Origin of the sequence: Antrihabitans stalagmiti, from assembly GCF_016482825.1 — a bacterium.
GTDB lineage: Bacteria > Actinomycetota > Actinomycetes > Mycobacteriales > Mycobacteriaceae > Antrihabitans > Antrihabitans stalagmiti.
The window spans coordinates 129,443-145,480 of sequence record NZ_JAEMNV010000004.1 but is presented as its reverse complement, the minus strand read 5'-3'; the positions used below and the strand labels follow the sequence as shown (position 1 = coordinate 145,480).

The following is a 16,038-nucleotide window of genomic DNA, read 5'->3' as shown; positions in this document are numbered from 1 at the left end:
GCTATCTTGGCAGGTATGGCCACCAGTTCCGGTAAGTCGAAATCTCCTGCCGTCGAGCTCGAGATCGACGACAAGGTGGTGCGGATCAGCAATCCGGATCGCATCTATTTTCCGGAGACCGGTGCCACCAAACTCGATCTCGTCGAGTACTACCTATCGGTCGGCGACGGCATCGTCAATGCGCTCTACGAGCGGCCGTGCATGCTGCATCGCTTTCCGACAGGCTTGAGCGGCGAGAAAGTGCACCAGAAACGCGTACCGAACGGGGCTCCGCCCTGGTTGAACACGGTTCGGGTGCACTTCCCTCGCTACAACCGCAACGCCGACGAGCTGTGTGTGACCGAGTTGGCGCACGTGATCTGGGCGGTCCAGATGTCGACCGTGGAATTTCATCCGTGGAACACACACAGTGCAGCCGTCGAATTCCCCGACGAGTGGCGCATCGATCTCGATCCGATGCCGGACTGCAGTTTCGACCGCGTGCGTCGTGTTGCGCACGTCGCACACGAGGTGCTCGACGACCTCGGAGCGATCGGCTGGCCGAAGACCAGCGGCGGCAAGGGTTTACACATCTATGTCCGCATCGCTCCCGACTACGGCTTCAAAGACGTCCGCCGGGCGGCGCTCGCGTTCGCGCGTGAAGTCGAGCGCCGGGCACCGTCCGAGGTGACGACGACGTGGTGGCGCAAAGATCGCGACCCCGCCGCATTGTTCGTCGATTACAACCAGAACGCGCGCGATCATACGATCGCCAGCGCCTACTCCGTGCGAGGCAATCCACGCGGAACTGTCTCGACGCCGATCGCGTGGGACGAGATCGACGACGCCGACCCGCAGGACTTCACGATGCAAACCGTCCCAGCACGTTTCGCCGAACTCGGCGACCTCCACGCCGGAATGGACGACGCGGTTTTCGACATTTCACGGCTGTTGGAGTGGGCCGAACGCGACGAAACCGAAGGTGTCACAGATCCGGGTGGGGACGACTGACCGGTGGTGGCGCTGCCCGCAGATGTGTCAGCACGGCAAGGACCCGCCGGTGATCCTCCGGTTCGGGAGCAAGTTCGAGTTTGACGAAGATGCTCCGAACATGGGCTTCCACGGTCCGCTCGCCGAGAAACAACGACGCACTGATCGCCTTGTTGGAACGACCTTCGGCCATAAGCTGCAACACTTCTCGCTCGCGGGCCGACAGTTCGTCGAGCGGTCGATGCCCCCGGTGCGGTCGGGAAACGAGCCTGCCGACCAGATCCGGATCGATAGCGGACCCGCCGTCAGCGACGCGGTTGAGGGCGTCGACGAACTCGTCGACATCGGCAACACGGTCCTTGAGCAGGTAGCCGAGACTGCCCGCTCCCCCGTCGAGCAGGTTCATCACGTTCTCTGTCTCGACGTACTGAGACAGCAACAGCACCCCGGTGTCCGGATAGTCACGACGGATCGTGATCGCCGCCTCGATACCTTCGACAGTGTGCGTCGGTGGCATCCGAATGTCGACGACGGCAACATCGGGACGGTGTTCGGCCACCAGTTCGAGCAGAGCGGTCGCATCGCCCGCTTGCCCGACCACATCGATGCCCTCGTCTTGCAGCAGCCGAGCGATTCCTTCGCGAAGCAACACCGAATCGTCGGTCAGCACCACTCGCAACGCCTGTGAGTTCGGGGCGAATGCGGTGACGTCGGGGTCCGTGGCGTCCAAGTCGAATGTGCGCGGGACCCTATGTGGCACGGTCTGATCCGGCTCGGCAGCAGCCAACGCCGCCCTCGCCGCGTCGACCATGTCCACACACGAGTCGTAGCGGTCGGCCCGCTTCTTGGCCAAACCTTTGGCAAGCACCTGATCGAACGCTGCGGGCAGCCCAGGTCGGAAAGCACTCGCCCGCGGCACCGGAGCGTTCAAGTGTCCGTTCATGATTGCCGACGGGTTTGGTCCCGGATAGGGCGGTGCGCCCGTCACCAGATGAAACAGTGTGCACGCCAACGAGTATTGGTCGGTCCGATGATCGACCTCGGCACCGTCGATCTGCTCCGGCGCTGCGTATCGCAGTGTCGCGACCAACATCCCGGTCTCGGTGAGGTGCACGGTGTCGTCGAGTGCCTTAGCAATACCGAAGTCGGTCAACAACACTCGCTCGGACTCGCCCGGGTACGGCGCATCGGCAAGCAGGATGTTGGCGGGCTTCACGTCACGGTGAAAGACTCCGGCGCTGTGGGCGTAGTCGAGTCCGCGGGCGACCTCGTAGGCGATGTGCAACGCCCGATCCGGCGGCAGCACTTGATCCCGAACCAATTGTGCGACATCGGTTCCCGCGACGTACTGCATCGAGATCCACAACTGATTGCGGTGCCTGCCGCGGTCGTAGACTGCGACGATGTTGGGATGTTCGAGCCTGGCGGCGTGGTCGGCTTCGAATTCGAACCGCGCACGGACGTAGTCGTCCGACGTCAGATTCTTGTGCAGCAACTTCAATGCGACGCGGCGCGGCAGGTTCGGATGGCGCGCGACGTAGACCGATCCCATTCCGCCGACACCGATGCCGTTTTCGATCGTGTAGCCGGCGAACACGGCACCCGGTGAGAGGTCGTATCCACCCATGTCTCCACCTGTTTCGCTGGCGTCCTGGCTATCAGCCCCCGAGAAAGCCCGAGACACCCATTCAACCCCAGCCCGCACTAGAGCGGCAGGTGGACCGTCACTTTCGTTCCGCCACCCTCGGGGCTGAGCACCGCCAGCCGCCCGCCGAGCGCCGAGGCGCGATCGAGCAGTCCACTCAAACCGCCACCCGGGCCGAATGTCGCGCCGCCACAGCCGTCGTCGGCGACAACGAGCTTCAGTTCGCCGTTCGCAGCGCTCATCGCGATCTCGACGTGGGTGGCCGCGCTGTGTTTGATCGCGTTCGTCACCGCTTCGGCCGCGATGAAGTAGGCGGCGAGTTCGACGGCCGCCGCTGGGCGCTCGGCCAGGTCGTCGACTATCTCCAGCGGCAGCGGTGACCGCTCGGCGAGTCCGTCCAGCGCGGCTCCGAGCCCACGCTCCTGCAGCACCGGCGGATAGACACCGCGGGCGAGATCACGCAGCTCCTTCAACGCCGAATCCAGTTCTGCCGCACCCTGAACGAGCAGGTCGCGCATCTGTGGGTCGTGCTGCGACCGTTGTGCGCGGCGCAGCAGGATCGACGCGGCGACAAGCCGCTGCTGGGCACCGTCGTGTAGATCGCGTTCGAGCCTGCGGCGTTGCTGGTCACCGGCAGCGACGATCCGACCGCGGGATTGCCGGACCTCCTCGAGCTGCGCCTCGAGTTCGGCTTGCAGCCGATGATTGTCCAGCGCAACGGTTGCGGCGCTGCGGACCGCTGCGATCAGTTGCGGCTGATCACGAAGTGACTGGTCGTAGACGAGAGCACCGACGGGCACCCCGTCGCGTTCGAGGACCGTCGCCGCTCGCGGACCGTCGTCGTCGGGCAGTCGATGCCCGAGGCCCTCCGCATCGACGTAACAACGCCGATCGGCCGACCAGGACCACAGCACCAAGCTCGGATCACGGACCGCGCGTCGCAGTGCCCTCGAGAAGTCTTCGCCGAGTGGCGCGGCACCGACCTCGACCATCACGTCGCTGACGGCACCGCGCGCAACTCGGAAGCGCCACAGCCCCAACGCGATCGACAGCGGCGACAGGATGGTCGCGGCATACCCGATGATTGCACCGGCTTCGTCGAGTGCACCTGGCGACGTCGCGTCGATCGCGTACAGCGTCAAGACGACGGCCGTTCCGATCAACGCCACGATCCACAGCGGCGCGAACGCGGACCGGTATGCCGCGGACCCGCGCCGCCAGCGGCGGTACAGCACGACGATCATGACGATCGCGATGGACACGTCGATGAGGCCGAAGACAAGCTGCAAGGCATCGAATACGTCGGGGTCGTCGCGTATCAACAGTAGGTTGATCGGTTCGCCAGAGGTCTGACCGGCGACACGACCCGGATCGGCGAACGCCAACTCCAGCATCGCGGAGCCGAGGTAATAGGTGTAGCAACCGGCAACGAACCACCGTTCCCACGATTTACGCAGCCGACCGAGCGGAAAGCCGAGCACCACCTGGATGAGCACTGCGAAGTACGCGACGATCAGCGCCCAGCCGATGGTGAACAGCATCGGCTGGCTGGAGAAGTTGAACCCGCGAGCGAGCCAGAGCAATCCGGCTCCGATCATCAGCTTGCCGGTGTTGTCGTGCGGGCGGATCCGCCAGCTCGCGATGCCCGCTCCGACGAACGCCCACCCGACCAGGACGAACATCACCAGTTCGAGTGGATTCTTCACCGCCCGGAATGCGTCCCAATCGACGGCGACAACCATCGCGGCGGTCAATCCGGCGGTGGCAAGAGCGACCGCGACAATGCTCAGCCGACTCACGGCCCGACCTCCTGTCCTGGTGTCTATTCGTCCTGGTTTCGATTTGTCCTGGTGACGATTTGTCCTGGTGTGGAGTTCAGCATCCTCGTCGCAACCCCGTCACCGCTACCGTGCTGCCACTGACGAAACCCGTGTCGCTGGATCGGTCGAACACCTGGCTGCACATGCCCCCGCCAGGCGCTTCCGTGCTAACACGGAGATCCGCTGCGGTGCCAGCACGGGCTTGCCCGCGTGGGCTGCGTGCTCGCACAGGGTCCGCCGATACCATCTGAACCTGTGCCACCTGATGCCAAGCGCCTTCGTACAGCCCGTCTGATTGCAATCGTGACGGGTCTGCTGGGCTTTCTGCTTGCCCTAGCCACTCCCCTGCTCCCGGTCGAGCAAGACACCGCGAGCATCGACTGGCCCCAGGCCAGCGCGGAAAGCGTTGACGCGCCGCTCATTTCGTACACACCGCTCGGGTTCGCAGCCACCATTCCCGCTGCCGCAGTCAAGGATCTCGGCGCGGAGGGCGGAACGGTCGTCTCGACCATCCCCACCGAGTCGAGTCGGGCTGCTGCCGAAGGTCTCGTCGTCAAGGTGGTCAAAGGCGAGCAGGGTGCGGAACCACTGCTCGAAGTCTTGTTGCGCGACAACCCCTTGGTCTCGCTGCCCGTAGCCGAACTGCCCGACTCGTCGACGATCAGCATCAGCGCGGATCCAGCGGGTGCGATCGCCGAGGTATCCAACATCGAGCCACCGATCAAAGCCGATGTCCGACGTGACATCCGGCCGCAGGTGGTCGGCATCTTCACCGATCTCGATCCGGATTCGGTCCGCAGCGCAGCGAGCGCACCGGCAGGCCTCGGCGTTCATCTCGACCTCGATTCCCGGTTCTCCTCCAGCCCGTCGCCGCTCAAGTTCGCTGCGATGATCGTCGCCGTGCTCGCGACGATCGCATCCCTGATCGCGCTGCACGTTCTCGACGGCACCGACCGCCGCAAACCACGTCGCTTCCTGCCTTCGTCGTGGTGGAAGATCTCGCCGGTCGACCTCGTCGTCATCGGCACGCTGGGCCTGTGGCACTTCATCGGCGCCAACACCTCCGACGACGGCTACCTGCTCAACATGGCAAGGGTGTCCGACAACTCGGGCTACATGGCCAACTACTTCCGCTGGTTCGGTGTCCCCGAGGCACCCTTCGGCTGGTACTACGACGTCCTCGCGACGTTCGCGAAAGTGTCGACCGCGAGTCCATGGATGCGTTTGCCAGCCCTGATCGCGGGTGTTCTGTGCTGGATGGTGATCAGCCGTGAGGTCCTGCCGCGACTGGGTCGCCTCGTGCGTCGCAGCCAGGTCGCATTGTGGACCGCAGGGCTTGTATTCCTCGCGTTCTGGCTGCCCTACAACAACGGTCTCCGTCCAGAACCGATCATCGCGCTGGGCGCGCTGCTCACGTGGTGCTCGATCGAACGCGCCATCGCGACCGGACGTCTGCTTCCTGGCGCGTTCGCCGTCCTGATCGCGGCCTTCTCGCTCGCGGCGGGTCCGTCGGGACTCATCTGTATTGCCGCTCTGATCGCGGGGTCACGGCCGGTGCTGCAGATTATCGTCAAACGAGCCGGTGCGGCAACCGACATCGGCAAGCTGCGCAGCTACGCGTCCCTGCTCGCGCCTGGTCTCGCTGCCGGCACGCTAGTGCTGGTCGCGATGTTCGCCGATCAGACGCTCGCCTCGGTCCTCGAATCGACGAGCGTGCGCACTGCCGTCGGCCCGAACGTCAAATGGTTCGACGAACACTACCGCTGGGATTCCCTGCTGGCGATCTCCCCCGACGGATCGCTCGCCCGCCGCTTCGGCATGTTCGTGATGCTGCTCTGCCTGATCGTCTGCGTCATGCAGGTTCTACGTAAGGGCGGCCGCATTCCGGGTACCGCACGCGGACCTGCGACGCGGGTCCTCGGCATCATCTTCGGCGCGCTGCTCCTGATGATGTTCACCCCCACCAAGTGGACCCACCATTTCGGCGTCTACGCCGGTCTTGCCGGTTCGCTCGCAGCATTGGCAGCGATAGCCGTCGGTGCGCAGAACATGCGCTCACCGCGCAACAGGTCGCTGTTCGCCGCTGCCGTCATGTTCGTGACCGCGCTAGCCTTCACCAGCTCCAACGGCTGGTGGTACGTGTCGAGCTACGGCATCCCGTGGTGGGACAAGCCACCGTCCATCGCGGGCAAGGGTTTTGCGACGGTCATGCTTGGCCTGACGATCCTGCTACTGCTGCTGGCGATCTGGCATCACTTCCGCGAGCCGTATGTGACCGCATCGACGACTCGGACCCGTCGATTCGCTCCGGCACCGTTGACGATCGCCGCCGGTTTCGTGGTCCTGTTCGAGGTTGCGTCGTTCGCGAAGGGTGCGGTCTCGCAGTACCCCGCGTACTCCATTGCACAGTCCAACCTCGATTCGCTCGCAGGCAACACGTGCGGACTAGCCGACGATGTGCTCGTCGAAAACGATCCGAACTCCTCGATGCTCACCCCCGTCACCGGTTCGGTCGCCGACGGTCTGCGTGCCACCGGTGACGGTTTCACCCCGAACGGCGTCGCCTCCGACCTCACCGCCGACGAAGAGGAAAAAGCGGTCGGCTCTGCCAACTCGATCCGCACCGACGACCCCGGCAGGACGACCGACACGACCGCAGCAGGTACCGGTGGCGGTACCGAGGAGAACGCAGGCATCAACGGAAGCAGTGTGAGCCTGCCGTTCGGCCTCGACCCGAAGAAGACGCCGGTCCTCGGTAGCTACCAGACCGGGGAACAGAAGCCGTCGACGCTGACGTCGCAGTGGTACGGACTCGACCGACCAGCACCGGAGAACAGTCTCGACAAGATTCTCGTCATCACCGCAGCGGGCCGAATTCTGTCGTTCGATGCCGACGGCGTGCTGACCTACGGGCAAACCTTGCTGGTCGAGTTCGGTACGAGGAGCCCCGACGGTCAGGTCACCGACACGGGAATGCTCACGCCGCTGGACATCGGTCCGTCCCCGTCGTGGCGAAACCTGCGGGTACCGCTCGCAGAAATCCCGGACGCGGCGAACGTCGTTCGGATCGTCGCAGTCGACAACGACATCACCAGCGACCAGTGGCTTGCGGTCACCCCGCCGCGAATCCCGCATCTGCAGACGCTGGACGAGGTCGTCGGACGGTCGCAGCCGGTCCTGCTGGACTGGTCGGTCGGGTTGGCGTTCCCCTGCCAGCGACCGTTCGACCACCACGACGGCGTCGCCGAGGTACCCGACTACCGCATCCTGCCCGACCGAATCGGCGCCGACTCGACCAACGCGTGGCAGGACAACATCGGCGGCGGACCACTCGGCTGGACCGGGTTGCTGCTCGCCGCCGAATCGGTGCCGACGTACCTGGACGACGACTGGCGACGGGACTGGGGATCGCTGGAACGGTTGACGCCGCTCGACAAGAACGCGGTACCCGCGCAGGTCGGCGTGACGGTGACAACGCGAAGCGGGACCTGGACGCCGGGACCGATCCGAGTTCGCTGATGCCCGTATAGCATTTGCAACCGTGCCCGACCTCGTGAAAGCCCCGCAGGCCGAAAAACCAGCCCCCATTTCCAGGGGGACGGACGTGCGGTCCGACTTCCGGACCGCGCGTCTGATCGCTCTGGTGACCGGTCTACTCGGCGCTCTGTTCGCCCTTGCCACACCGTTTCTGCCGGTCACTCAGACGACAGCAGTACTGAACTGGCCGCAGGACGGTGTCATCGGCAACGTCGACGCACCTCTGATGGCGCAGGTGCCGATCGACATCGAAGCGTCGCTGCCGTGCTCGACGGTCGCGCAACTGCCCGAACGTGGTGGGTTCCTGCTGGCGACCGCACCTCCGCAGGGTGACGGCGCCGCGCTCAACGCGATGTTCGTGCGCGTCAACGAAGCGACCGTCGACGTGCTCGATCGAAATGCGGTGGTCGCGTCCGCCCTGCGTTCCGACATGTCGAAATGCTCGACCATCACCATCTCGTCGAACATCGACGTCACGTCGGCCGAATTCGTCGGGCTGACGACCCCGACAGGCGATCCGGTGAAGGGTGAACTGAAGGGCGACCTCCGGCCGCAGGTGGTCGGCGTCTACTCCGACCTGCGCTCGGGTGCTGCGCCGGAGGGGTTGTCGTTCACGATGACCGTCGACTCGCGCTACTCCTCCACCCCGACGTTCCTCAAGATCTTCGCGATGATCGCGGCGGCGTTGCTGACGTTGATCGCACTCGGCGCGCTCGCCCGACTCGACGGCACCGACGGTCGCGGCCATCGCCGACTCTTCCCGTCGCACTGGTTGCGCCCGACCCCTGTCGATGGCGTCGTCGTCGGCGTTTTGCTGGTCTGGCACTTCATCGGCGCGAACACCTCCGACGACGGCTATTTGCTCAACATGGCCCGCGTCGCCGAACACGCCGGTTACATGGCCAACTACTTCCGCTGGTTCGGCGTCCCGGAAGCACCCTTCGGCTGGTACTACGACGTTCTCGAAGTGTTCGCAAAGGTGTCGACCGCCAGCCCGTGGATGCGGTTACCTGCCCTGATCGCAGCCATCCTGTGCTGGCTCGTGATCAGCCGCGAGGTCGTCCCCCGCCTCGGTCGTGCGGTCAGGCAAAACCGGGTCGCGCTGTGGACCGGCGGTTTCGTCTTCCTCGCCTTCTGGCTGCCCTACGACAACGGTCTGCGGTCGGAGCCGATCGTCGCCCTCGGCGCGCTCCTGACGTGGTGCTCGGTCGAACGTGCGATCGCGACGGGACGATTGCTGCCCGCGGCTGTCGCCTGCCTCGTCGGCGCCTTCACCTTGGCCGCCGCCCCGACCGGTCTGATGTGTGTGGCTGCACTCATCGCAGGTATTCGCCCGATCACCCGGATCATCGTCAAACGACACAGGCAGGTCGGCACGCTGCCGCTGCTCGCGCCGATGGCCGCCGCCGGTCTACTCGTGCTCACCGTGGTCTACAACGACCAGACCTTCGCAGGAATTCAGGAAGCCAACCGGGTTCGCCAGGCCATCGGCCCGAACCTCGAGTGGTACAAGGACTTCCTTCGCTACTACTACCTCTTCGTCGAAACAGCAGACGGCTCGTTGTCGCGGCGCTTCGCGTTCCTCGTCATGCTGCTCTGCCTCTTCACGACGCTGTTCATCCTGTTGCGGCGCAAGCGAATCCCCGGCGTAGCGAACGGTCCGGCGTGGCGTCTGATGGGCGTCGTCTTCGGAACCATCTTCTTCATGATGTTCAACCCGACCAAGTGGACCCACCACTTCGGTGCCTACGCGGGAATTGCCGGTTCGCTTGCCGCGCTGACCGCGGTCGCGGTCGGGGCGAGTGCGCTTCGCTCGCGCAGAAATCGCACTGTGTTCGCCGCAGGGCTGCTGTTCGTGATGGCGCTGTCGTTCTCCGGCTGGAATGCCTACTGGTACGTGTCGTCCTATGGCGTCCCGTGGTTCGACAAACGCGTCCAGCTCGGCGGGCAAGAATCCAACACCGTGTTCCTCGGACTGTTCGGTCTCGCCTTGGTCCTCGTCGCCTGGCACTACCTGCGGGAAGGCTTCGCGAAACCGCAAGCGTCGGCCGCTACCGCACGTGGTCGGCGGATCAGGAAGTTCGCGGCCGCTCCGCTGACCGTTCTCGCCGGTGCGATGGTGCTGTTCGAAGTGCTCTCGCTCGCGAAAGGTGCGCTCGCGCAATACCCGGCGTACTCGATCGCCCGATCCAACTACGACGCGATCACCGGCAACTCCTGCGGACTCGCCAACGACGTCCTCGTCGAATCCGACCCCAATTCCGGCAACCTCACCCCGCTCGTCGACCCTGCCAATCCACCGAAGGATCCGAACGATCCACTCGCGGGCGGACTCCCGGTCGGCTTCTCGCCCAACGGCATTCCCGAGGACCTCTCCGCCGACTTCGTCGAGGTCAAGCCCGGCATGGGTAACACGGACACCCAAAGTGTGGGTCCGGCGTTCGAAACCGGCGAAGGTGCAGGCACCGGCGGTGGTACGGGTGCTCGCGGCGTCAACGGCAGTACGGCGAAGCTGCCGTTCGGCCTCGACCCAGCGACCACACCGGTACTCGGTAGCTACCAGGCCGGCGTGCAGGAGCCTGCGTCCGTCGTCTCCAGCTGGTACCAACTACCGGCACGCTCGGACGACGCTCCGCTCGTCGTCATCTCCGCCGCGGGTCGCATTTTCTCCATCGACGCGACCGGCGCCATGAATTACGGCCAGTCGCTGAAGGTCGAATACGGTCACCGGTTGCCGGACGGAACGGTTCAGCTGCAGGGCGAGTACCTACCGAAAGACATCGGTCCGGCACCGTCGTGGCGTAACCTGCGGGTCCCGCTCGACGAACTGCCAGCCGACGCCGACGTGGTCCGCATCGTCGCGAACGACCCGATCCTGATCGGCGACCAATGGCTGGCATTCACGCCGCCGCGAGTGCCGAAGTTGGCTTCGCTCAACGACGTCATCGGGTCCGAGCAGCCCGTACTGCTCGACTGGGCGGTCGGTCTGCAGTTCCCGTGCCAGCGGCCGTTCTATCACAAGAACGGCGTCGCGGAGGTCCCCGGATATCGCATCCTGCCCGACCGTCCGTTGGCGGTCAGTTCGACCGACACCTGGCAGGCCGCGGAGAACGGCGGTCCGCTCGGGTTCACCGAGATGTTGGCCATGGCCGTGACCGTGCCGACGTATCTGCGCGACGACTGGAGCAGGGACTGGGGCTCACTGGAGCGCTACGACCGCTACTACCCGACATCGCAACCCGCCCAACTCGATACGGGTGAGGCGACACGGTCGGGGTTCTGGTCGCCGGGTCGGTTGCGGGTGTTCTGAGTTTGCGCTGAGCGAATGTGACATCGGTACCGCTATGCGGGTCCGGTGTCACATTCGCTCCGTTCAGCTCGCCAGCTTCTCCAGCAGGTCCGCGGCTTCTCTGCTCGAATCGTGGGTTGCCATCTCGGCCTGCACTTTTCGGGCGGCTACCCGGAAGCCTGGCTCGTCGAGCACTCTGCGGACCGCGGCGCGGACCTTATCGGGTGCCGGCCCCGTCTTGCCGAGGCGTAGCCCGACGCCGGACCACTGGATGCGGGCAGCGATCTCCGCCTTCTCCTCCGTTGTGCCCGCCTGCACGATCGGGACACCGTGCGACAACGCCAACGTGACACCCGTGTAGCCACCGTTGGTGACGAAGACGTCGGCCTTGTTAAGGATCTCGTCGTACGGAATCCATTGCTCGACAATGCAATTGGATGGCAACGCTTGGCCGTAGGCGGTCTCGACTGCCGACCGGCTCGGTCCACCCGTCGTCACGATAACCCGCGCGTTCTCGTCGGCGAGCGCACGGATGGCAGGGACAACCAGCTCGGTCATATCGGGTCGGAGACTGCCCTGGGTCACGTGCACGACTGGTTTGCGGTCGGTCCCGAGGTCGGACCACCATGCGGGTTCGACCCAGCCTGTGGTCGGGTCCGGCTTCAGTGCGCCGATCCAGTTGATATGCGAGGGCAGGTCGGCGTGTGGGTACTCGAACGCCGGTGTGCAGCCCTGCATGTGCAGCATCGGTGATGCGACCGAGTCCAACGCGGAATTGGGGTCACGAGGCAGGCCGAGGTCGGCGCGAATGGCGTCGTAGGTCCGCTCGGCGTTCTTGAAGATCACCTTCGCGGCGATCGTACGCACGAGTCGATTGCGTAGTCGTCCTATCGGCCCAGCCATCGGCATCATCCCGGGCCCGAACGGAGGCGTGTCCGCGTCGGCGTACGGAAGGGGTCCGTCGGCGAAGGTGGCCCACGGGACCCCTTCGAGTTCGGACACCATGCCGACGCCATAGCTCAGACCCTCGGTCAGCATCGCGTCGACCGATCGTCCTTCGGTTCGTTCCGCTGCGATGATCGCTCGCAGGTCGGCGACGCGGTGCGGTGCGTGCCCGACGAAGATCCGGTCGAATGCGAGGCCGATCTGCTTCGGCCCTGACATCCCCTTGAACTCGGGAAAGAACTCGAAGATGTCGTGGCCGCTGAAGTCCGGCGCGTCGACGTACGGCAGCGGCGTGGCCCCGATTGCGGCGATGCGATCGTGGAACGCCTTGCCGGAATACCACAGCACTCGATGCCCGCGTTCGACCAAACGCGCGGCTATCGGAAGTGGATTCGTCGTGTGGGCCTGGACGGCTATGGATGCGAACAGGAAGGTTGCCATTGTGCTGTCTCCTCTGGGGCTCGTACTCTCTTGGAGACATACGCAAATCGATTGAGTGTGGTTCAAATGAATTCGTCCGCGTCCGACGCCCGCTCCTACGTCAGCCCACTGCGCGCCGAACAAACGGCATTGACGCAGCACCGAATCATCGAAGCGGGGTATGTGCTGTTCATCGAACGTGGTTACGGCGCAACGACAATGGCAGAGATCGCGAAGACGGCGCAGGTATCGACGCAGACCGTCTACAACACGTTCGGCTCGAAGGCCGCGTTGCTCAAGCGGATCTACGACGTTCGTCTCGTCGGCGACGATCTACCGATCCCGCTCGCCAAGCGTCCACACGTCGTCGCTATGTACGCCGACCCCGATGCCGCGCGCTTTCTCCAGGCCTACGCGCGACTCGGCGTCGAGTTGATGGAGCGCTTGGGTCCGCTGCTGGTCGCCGTGACAGCCGGTGCCGGCGCGGGAGACGCCGACCTCGTCGCACACCTGAGGACCATCGACGGCGAACGGCTCGTCGGCGCAACGATGGTCGCCCGGCGCGCGAACGAGTTGGGAGCGCTACGCAGCGAACTGAGCGTCGAGCGGGCGGCGGACATCGTCTGGACCCTCAACAGCGTCGAGGTATGGGAACTGCTGACCGGTCGCCGGGGGTGGTCGACCGCAGACTACGAAGGTTGGCTGGGCAATTCGCTGTGTAGTGGAATTCTGGCGGAGCCAATGTGACATCGGTACCGCTATGCGGGTCCACTGTCACATTCGCTCCGCGATTTTGGCACGAAAGTTATCCACAGGCTTACCATTTCCCCAGGTCAGCTGCCGAGCGCGATGATCCACCTCGGGCATGATCGGCACATGCGCGGGGGCGAACTCGATCGACTAGTGAATGCCAGCTGCGATGGAGTCGTCCTGTCGACCACATTGCAGCAGCTGGGAATGGCGCGTAGCTCGATCGCGCGCCGGTGTGGCAACGGCGGCGTCTGGCAACGTATCCTGCCCGGCGTTGTCGTGCTGCACAACGGCCATCCGTCGCAGCGACAACGCAGTATCGCGGCGCTGCTGTACGGCGGTGACGACGCTCTGCTGACAGGTACGAGCGCTCTCGCCGCATACGGCTTCGAAATAGCGGGAAGCAACGCTCATGTCCTGATCCCGCACACCCGGTCGCGAACACCGACCGCGTTCGTTCACATCGAGCGGACATGGCGCATGCCGAACGGTGCAAAGCGCGGTTCGTTGCGGTGCGCGCCGATCGAGCGGGCAGTACTGGACGCCTGTAGACGGATGACATCCGCCGATTTATGCCGTACGGCCCTGACCAGAGTTCTACAGCGCGGCGACACCTCCTTGCAAGCCTTGGTCGACGAGTTGGCCGCCGGCAGCGATCGCGGGAGTGCCTTACCTCGCACCGTTCTCGGCGAACTCAGCGCGAACGCGCACTCCATCGCAGAGTTGCGCGCACGCAAGCTCTATCGCGGTTTTCGACTTCCCACGATGGTCCACAATCCCGACATCGTCTCCGGCACAGGCGAGTTCATAGCGCGCCCGGACGGCTGGATCGACAGTGTCGCGATGGCGTGGGAGATCGATTCGCTTGCCCACCACATGTCCGTTCGCGACCATGTGGCGACTGTTCGTCGTCGAGAACGTATGTTGGCCTGCGGAATCGAGGTCGTGACGCACTTGCCGACGCAGCTGTCGGACGAGCCGCTCCTCGTCGAAGCACAGCTTCGAGCCGGCTACGAACGAGCCTGCGGGCGGCCTCGGCCGAACGTTCACATCAAAAGCGCAGAGCGAATGTGACAGCGGTACCGCTATGCGGGACGGATGTCACATTCGCTCGAGGGGTTGCTGCTAGATCGGCATCAAGCGATGCTTGCGCGGCATCCGGCTCACCTGCTTGTCGCGCAGCAGTTTCATCGCCTTGCGTAGCTCCAGGCGGGTCTGCGACGGCTCGATGACGGCATCGATGTAGCCACGCTCCGCCGCAACCCATGGGGTCGGGATGGTGGCGTTGTAGTAGTCGATCAAGTTCTTGCGCACGGTCGGACCGTTTTCGCCCGCCTCCTGGACCTGGCGACGGAACAGGATGCTGACCGCACTCTCTGCGCCCATCACCGCGATGCGGGCAGTCGGCCAGGCGAAGTTGAGGTCGGTGCCGAGTTGCTTGGACCCCATCACCGCATACGCGCCGCCGTAGGCCTTGCGCACGATGATCGTCACCTTCGGCACAGTCGCCTCGACGACGGCGAAGAAGAAGCGACCGCCGCGCCGGATGACGCCGATCTTCTCCTCTTCGACGCCGGGCAACACACCGGGCGTATCGACGACGAACACAAGCGGAATCTCGTAGGCATCGCAGATGCGGACGAATCGAGCAGCCTTGTCGGAGCACCGCGCGTCGATCGCACCACTGAGCACGAGGGGCTGGCTCGCAACTACGCCGACCGTCCGACCGTCCACCCGCGAGAAACCGGTGATCATGTTCCGCGCAACGTCTGCGCCGACCTCGTGGAAGTCGCCGTCGTCGAAGATGCGGAGCAGGATGTCGTGCATGTCGTAGCCGGCGTTGTCGGCGTCCGGGATGATCGAGTCGAGTTCGAGGTCGCTCGCCGTCACCTCCGGCTCCAGACCTGGATTGACGATCGGGGGCTGCTCCTGGCAGCTGGACGGCAGGAAGCCGAGGTAGGCGCGAACCCACTCGAACGCAGCCTTCTCGTCGACGGCAACGTGGTGCAGGTTGCCGTACTCCATCTGATTTCGCGCGCCGCCGAGTTCTTCGAGCGTGACGTCCTCACCCATGACGTCACGAATGACGTTGGGGCCGGTCACGAACATGTAGGAGTCTTCGGTCGCGACGAGCGTCTCGGTGCCCGTGATGGGCGCATACACGGCGCCACCTGCGCATTTACCGAGAATCATCGAGACCTGCGGAACCACGCCGAGCAGCGGTTCGTGCCTGCGACTCATCTCGGCGTACCACGCGAGCGATGTCACCGCGTCCTGGATGCGCGCACCGCCGGAGTCGTTGATCCCGACAACAGGGCAACCGATCTTCGCGGCGAACTCGAGGATCGCGGACACCTTGCGACCGAACATCTCGCCGACCGAACCGCCGAAGACCGTCTGATCGTGGGAGAAGACAGCGACCGGACGACCTTCGACAAGCCCATGACCGGTGACAACTCCGTCGCCGTACAGTGCCTTCGGGTCGCTCGACTGCCGGACCAGTGCGCCGATCTCGACGAACGAGCCCGGATCCATCAGCATGTTGATGCGCTCGCGCGCGCTGGGGATACCCTTTTTGGCGCGCTTCGCTGCACCGGCTTCGCCGGCGGGCTCCTGGGAGAGAGCCATCCGCCTACGCAGTTCGGCGAGCTTCTCGGCCGTAG

The 16,038-nt window shown here is 64.7% G+C and carries 9 protein-coding genes; 5 read left to right on the top strand and 4 right to left on the bottom strand.

Annotated elements, in window-relative coordinates; genetic code table 11:
* Nucleotides 1–15: 15 nt before the first annotated feature.
* Entirely contained in the window at nucleotides 16–990 is a 975-nt protein-coding gene (ligD, locus tag JGU71_RS13690; RefSeq protein WP_199704716.1) for a non-homologous end-joining DNA ligase, read from the top strand.
* Here the strand turns inward: ligD and JGU71_RS13685 are convergent.
* Both JGU71_RS13685 and JGU71_RS13680 read right to left on the bottom strand, forming a co-directional pair.
* Complete coding sequence (locus JGU71_RS13685) at nucleotides 965–2,596, bottom strand: protein kinase domain-containing protein (protein WP_199704715.1); 1,632 nt, start codon at nucleotides 2,594–2,596, stop codon at nucleotides 965–967. The two genes, ligD and JGU71_RS13685, sit on opposite strands and share 26 nt — an antisense overlap.
* A gap of 77 nt (nucleotides 2,597–2,673) precedes the next feature.
* Nucleotides 2,674–4,413, bottom strand: a complete 1,740-nt coding sequence (locus JGU71_RS13680) for a sensor histidine kinase (RefSeq protein WP_307829644.1) — start codon at nucleotides 4,411–4,413, stop codon at nucleotides 2,674–2,676.
* 261 nt (nucleotides 4,414–4,674) lie between these two features.
* On the opposite strand from JGU71_RS13680, the gene JGU71_RS13675 reads away from it, so the two are divergent.
* Entirely contained in the window at nucleotides 4,675–7,953 is a 3,279-nt protein-coding gene (locus JGU71_RS13675) for an arabinosyltransferase domain-containing protein (protein WP_199705282.1), read from the top strand.
* 22 nt (nucleotides 7,954–7,975) lie between these two features.
* Nucleotides 7,976–11,281, top strand: coding sequence for an arabinosyltransferase domain-containing protein (locus tag JGU71_RS13670; RefSeq protein WP_199704714.1), 3,306 nt, complete (start codon nucleotides 7,976–7,978; stop codon nucleotides 11,279–11,281).
* 63 nt (nucleotides 11,282–11,344) lie between these two features.
* Here the strand turns inward: JGU71_RS13670 and JGU71_RS13665 are convergent, their stop codons facing one another.
* Nucleotides 11,345–12,646 (bottom strand): glycosyltransferase, encoded by a 1,302-nt coding sequence (locus JGU71_RS13665; protein WP_199704713.1) that lies wholly within the window; start codon nucleotides 12,644–12,646, stop codon nucleotides 11,345–11,347.
* Between the two features lie 66 nt (nucleotides 12,647–12,712).
* On the opposite strand from JGU71_RS13665, the gene JGU71_RS13660 reads away from it, so the two are divergent.
* Both JGU71_RS13660 and JGU71_RS13655 read left to right on the top strand, forming a co-directional pair.
* Nucleotides 12,713–13,372 (top strand): TetR/AcrR family transcriptional regulator, encoded by a 660-nt coding sequence (locus JGU71_RS13660; protein ID WP_199704712.1) that lies wholly within the window; start codon nucleotides 12,713–12,715, stop codon nucleotides 13,370–13,372.
* 210 nt (nucleotides 13,373–13,582) lie between these two features.
* Complete coding sequence (locus tag JGU71_RS13655; protein ID WP_233529204.1) at nucleotides 13,583–14,449, top strand: hypothetical protein; 867 nt, start codon at nucleotides 13,583–13,585, stop codon at nucleotides 14,447–14,449.
* A gap of 51 nt (nucleotides 14,450–14,500) precedes the next feature.
* Here the strand turns inward: JGU71_RS13655 and JGU71_RS13650 are convergent, their stop codons facing one another.
* A complete protein-coding gene (locus tag JGU71_RS13650) occupies nucleotides 14,501–16,003 on the bottom strand; it encodes an acyl-CoA carboxylase subunit beta (protein WP_199705281.1) in 1,503 nt (500 codons plus the stop codon).
* Nucleotides 16,004–16,038 lie beyond the last annotated feature (35 nt).

Coding starts and splice junctions, on each gene's coding strand:
- JGU71_RS13685 (WP_199704715.1), bottom strand. CDS start 2,596: ATGGGTGGATACGACCTCTCACCGGGTGCCGTGTTCGCCGGCTACACG.
- JGU71_RS13665 (WP_199704713.1), bottom strand. CDS start 12,646: ATGGCAACCTTCCTGTTCGCATCCATAGCCGTCCAGGCCCACACGACG.
- ligD (WP_199704716.1), top strand. CDS start 16: ATGGCCACCAGTTCCGGTAAGTCGAAATCTCCTGCCGTCGAGCTCGAG.
- JGU71_RS13660 (WP_199704712.1), top strand. CDS start 12,713: ATGAATTCGTCCGCGTCCGACGCCCGCTCCTACGTCAGCCCACTGCGC.
- JGU71_RS13650 (WP_199705281.1), bottom strand. CDS start 16,003: ATGGCTCTCTCCCAGGAGCCCGCCGGCGAAGCCGGTGCAGCGAAGCGC.
- JGU71_RS13655 (WP_233529204.1), top strand. CDS start 13,583: ATGGCGCGTAGCTCGATCGCGCGCCGGTGTGGCAACGGCGGCGTCTGG.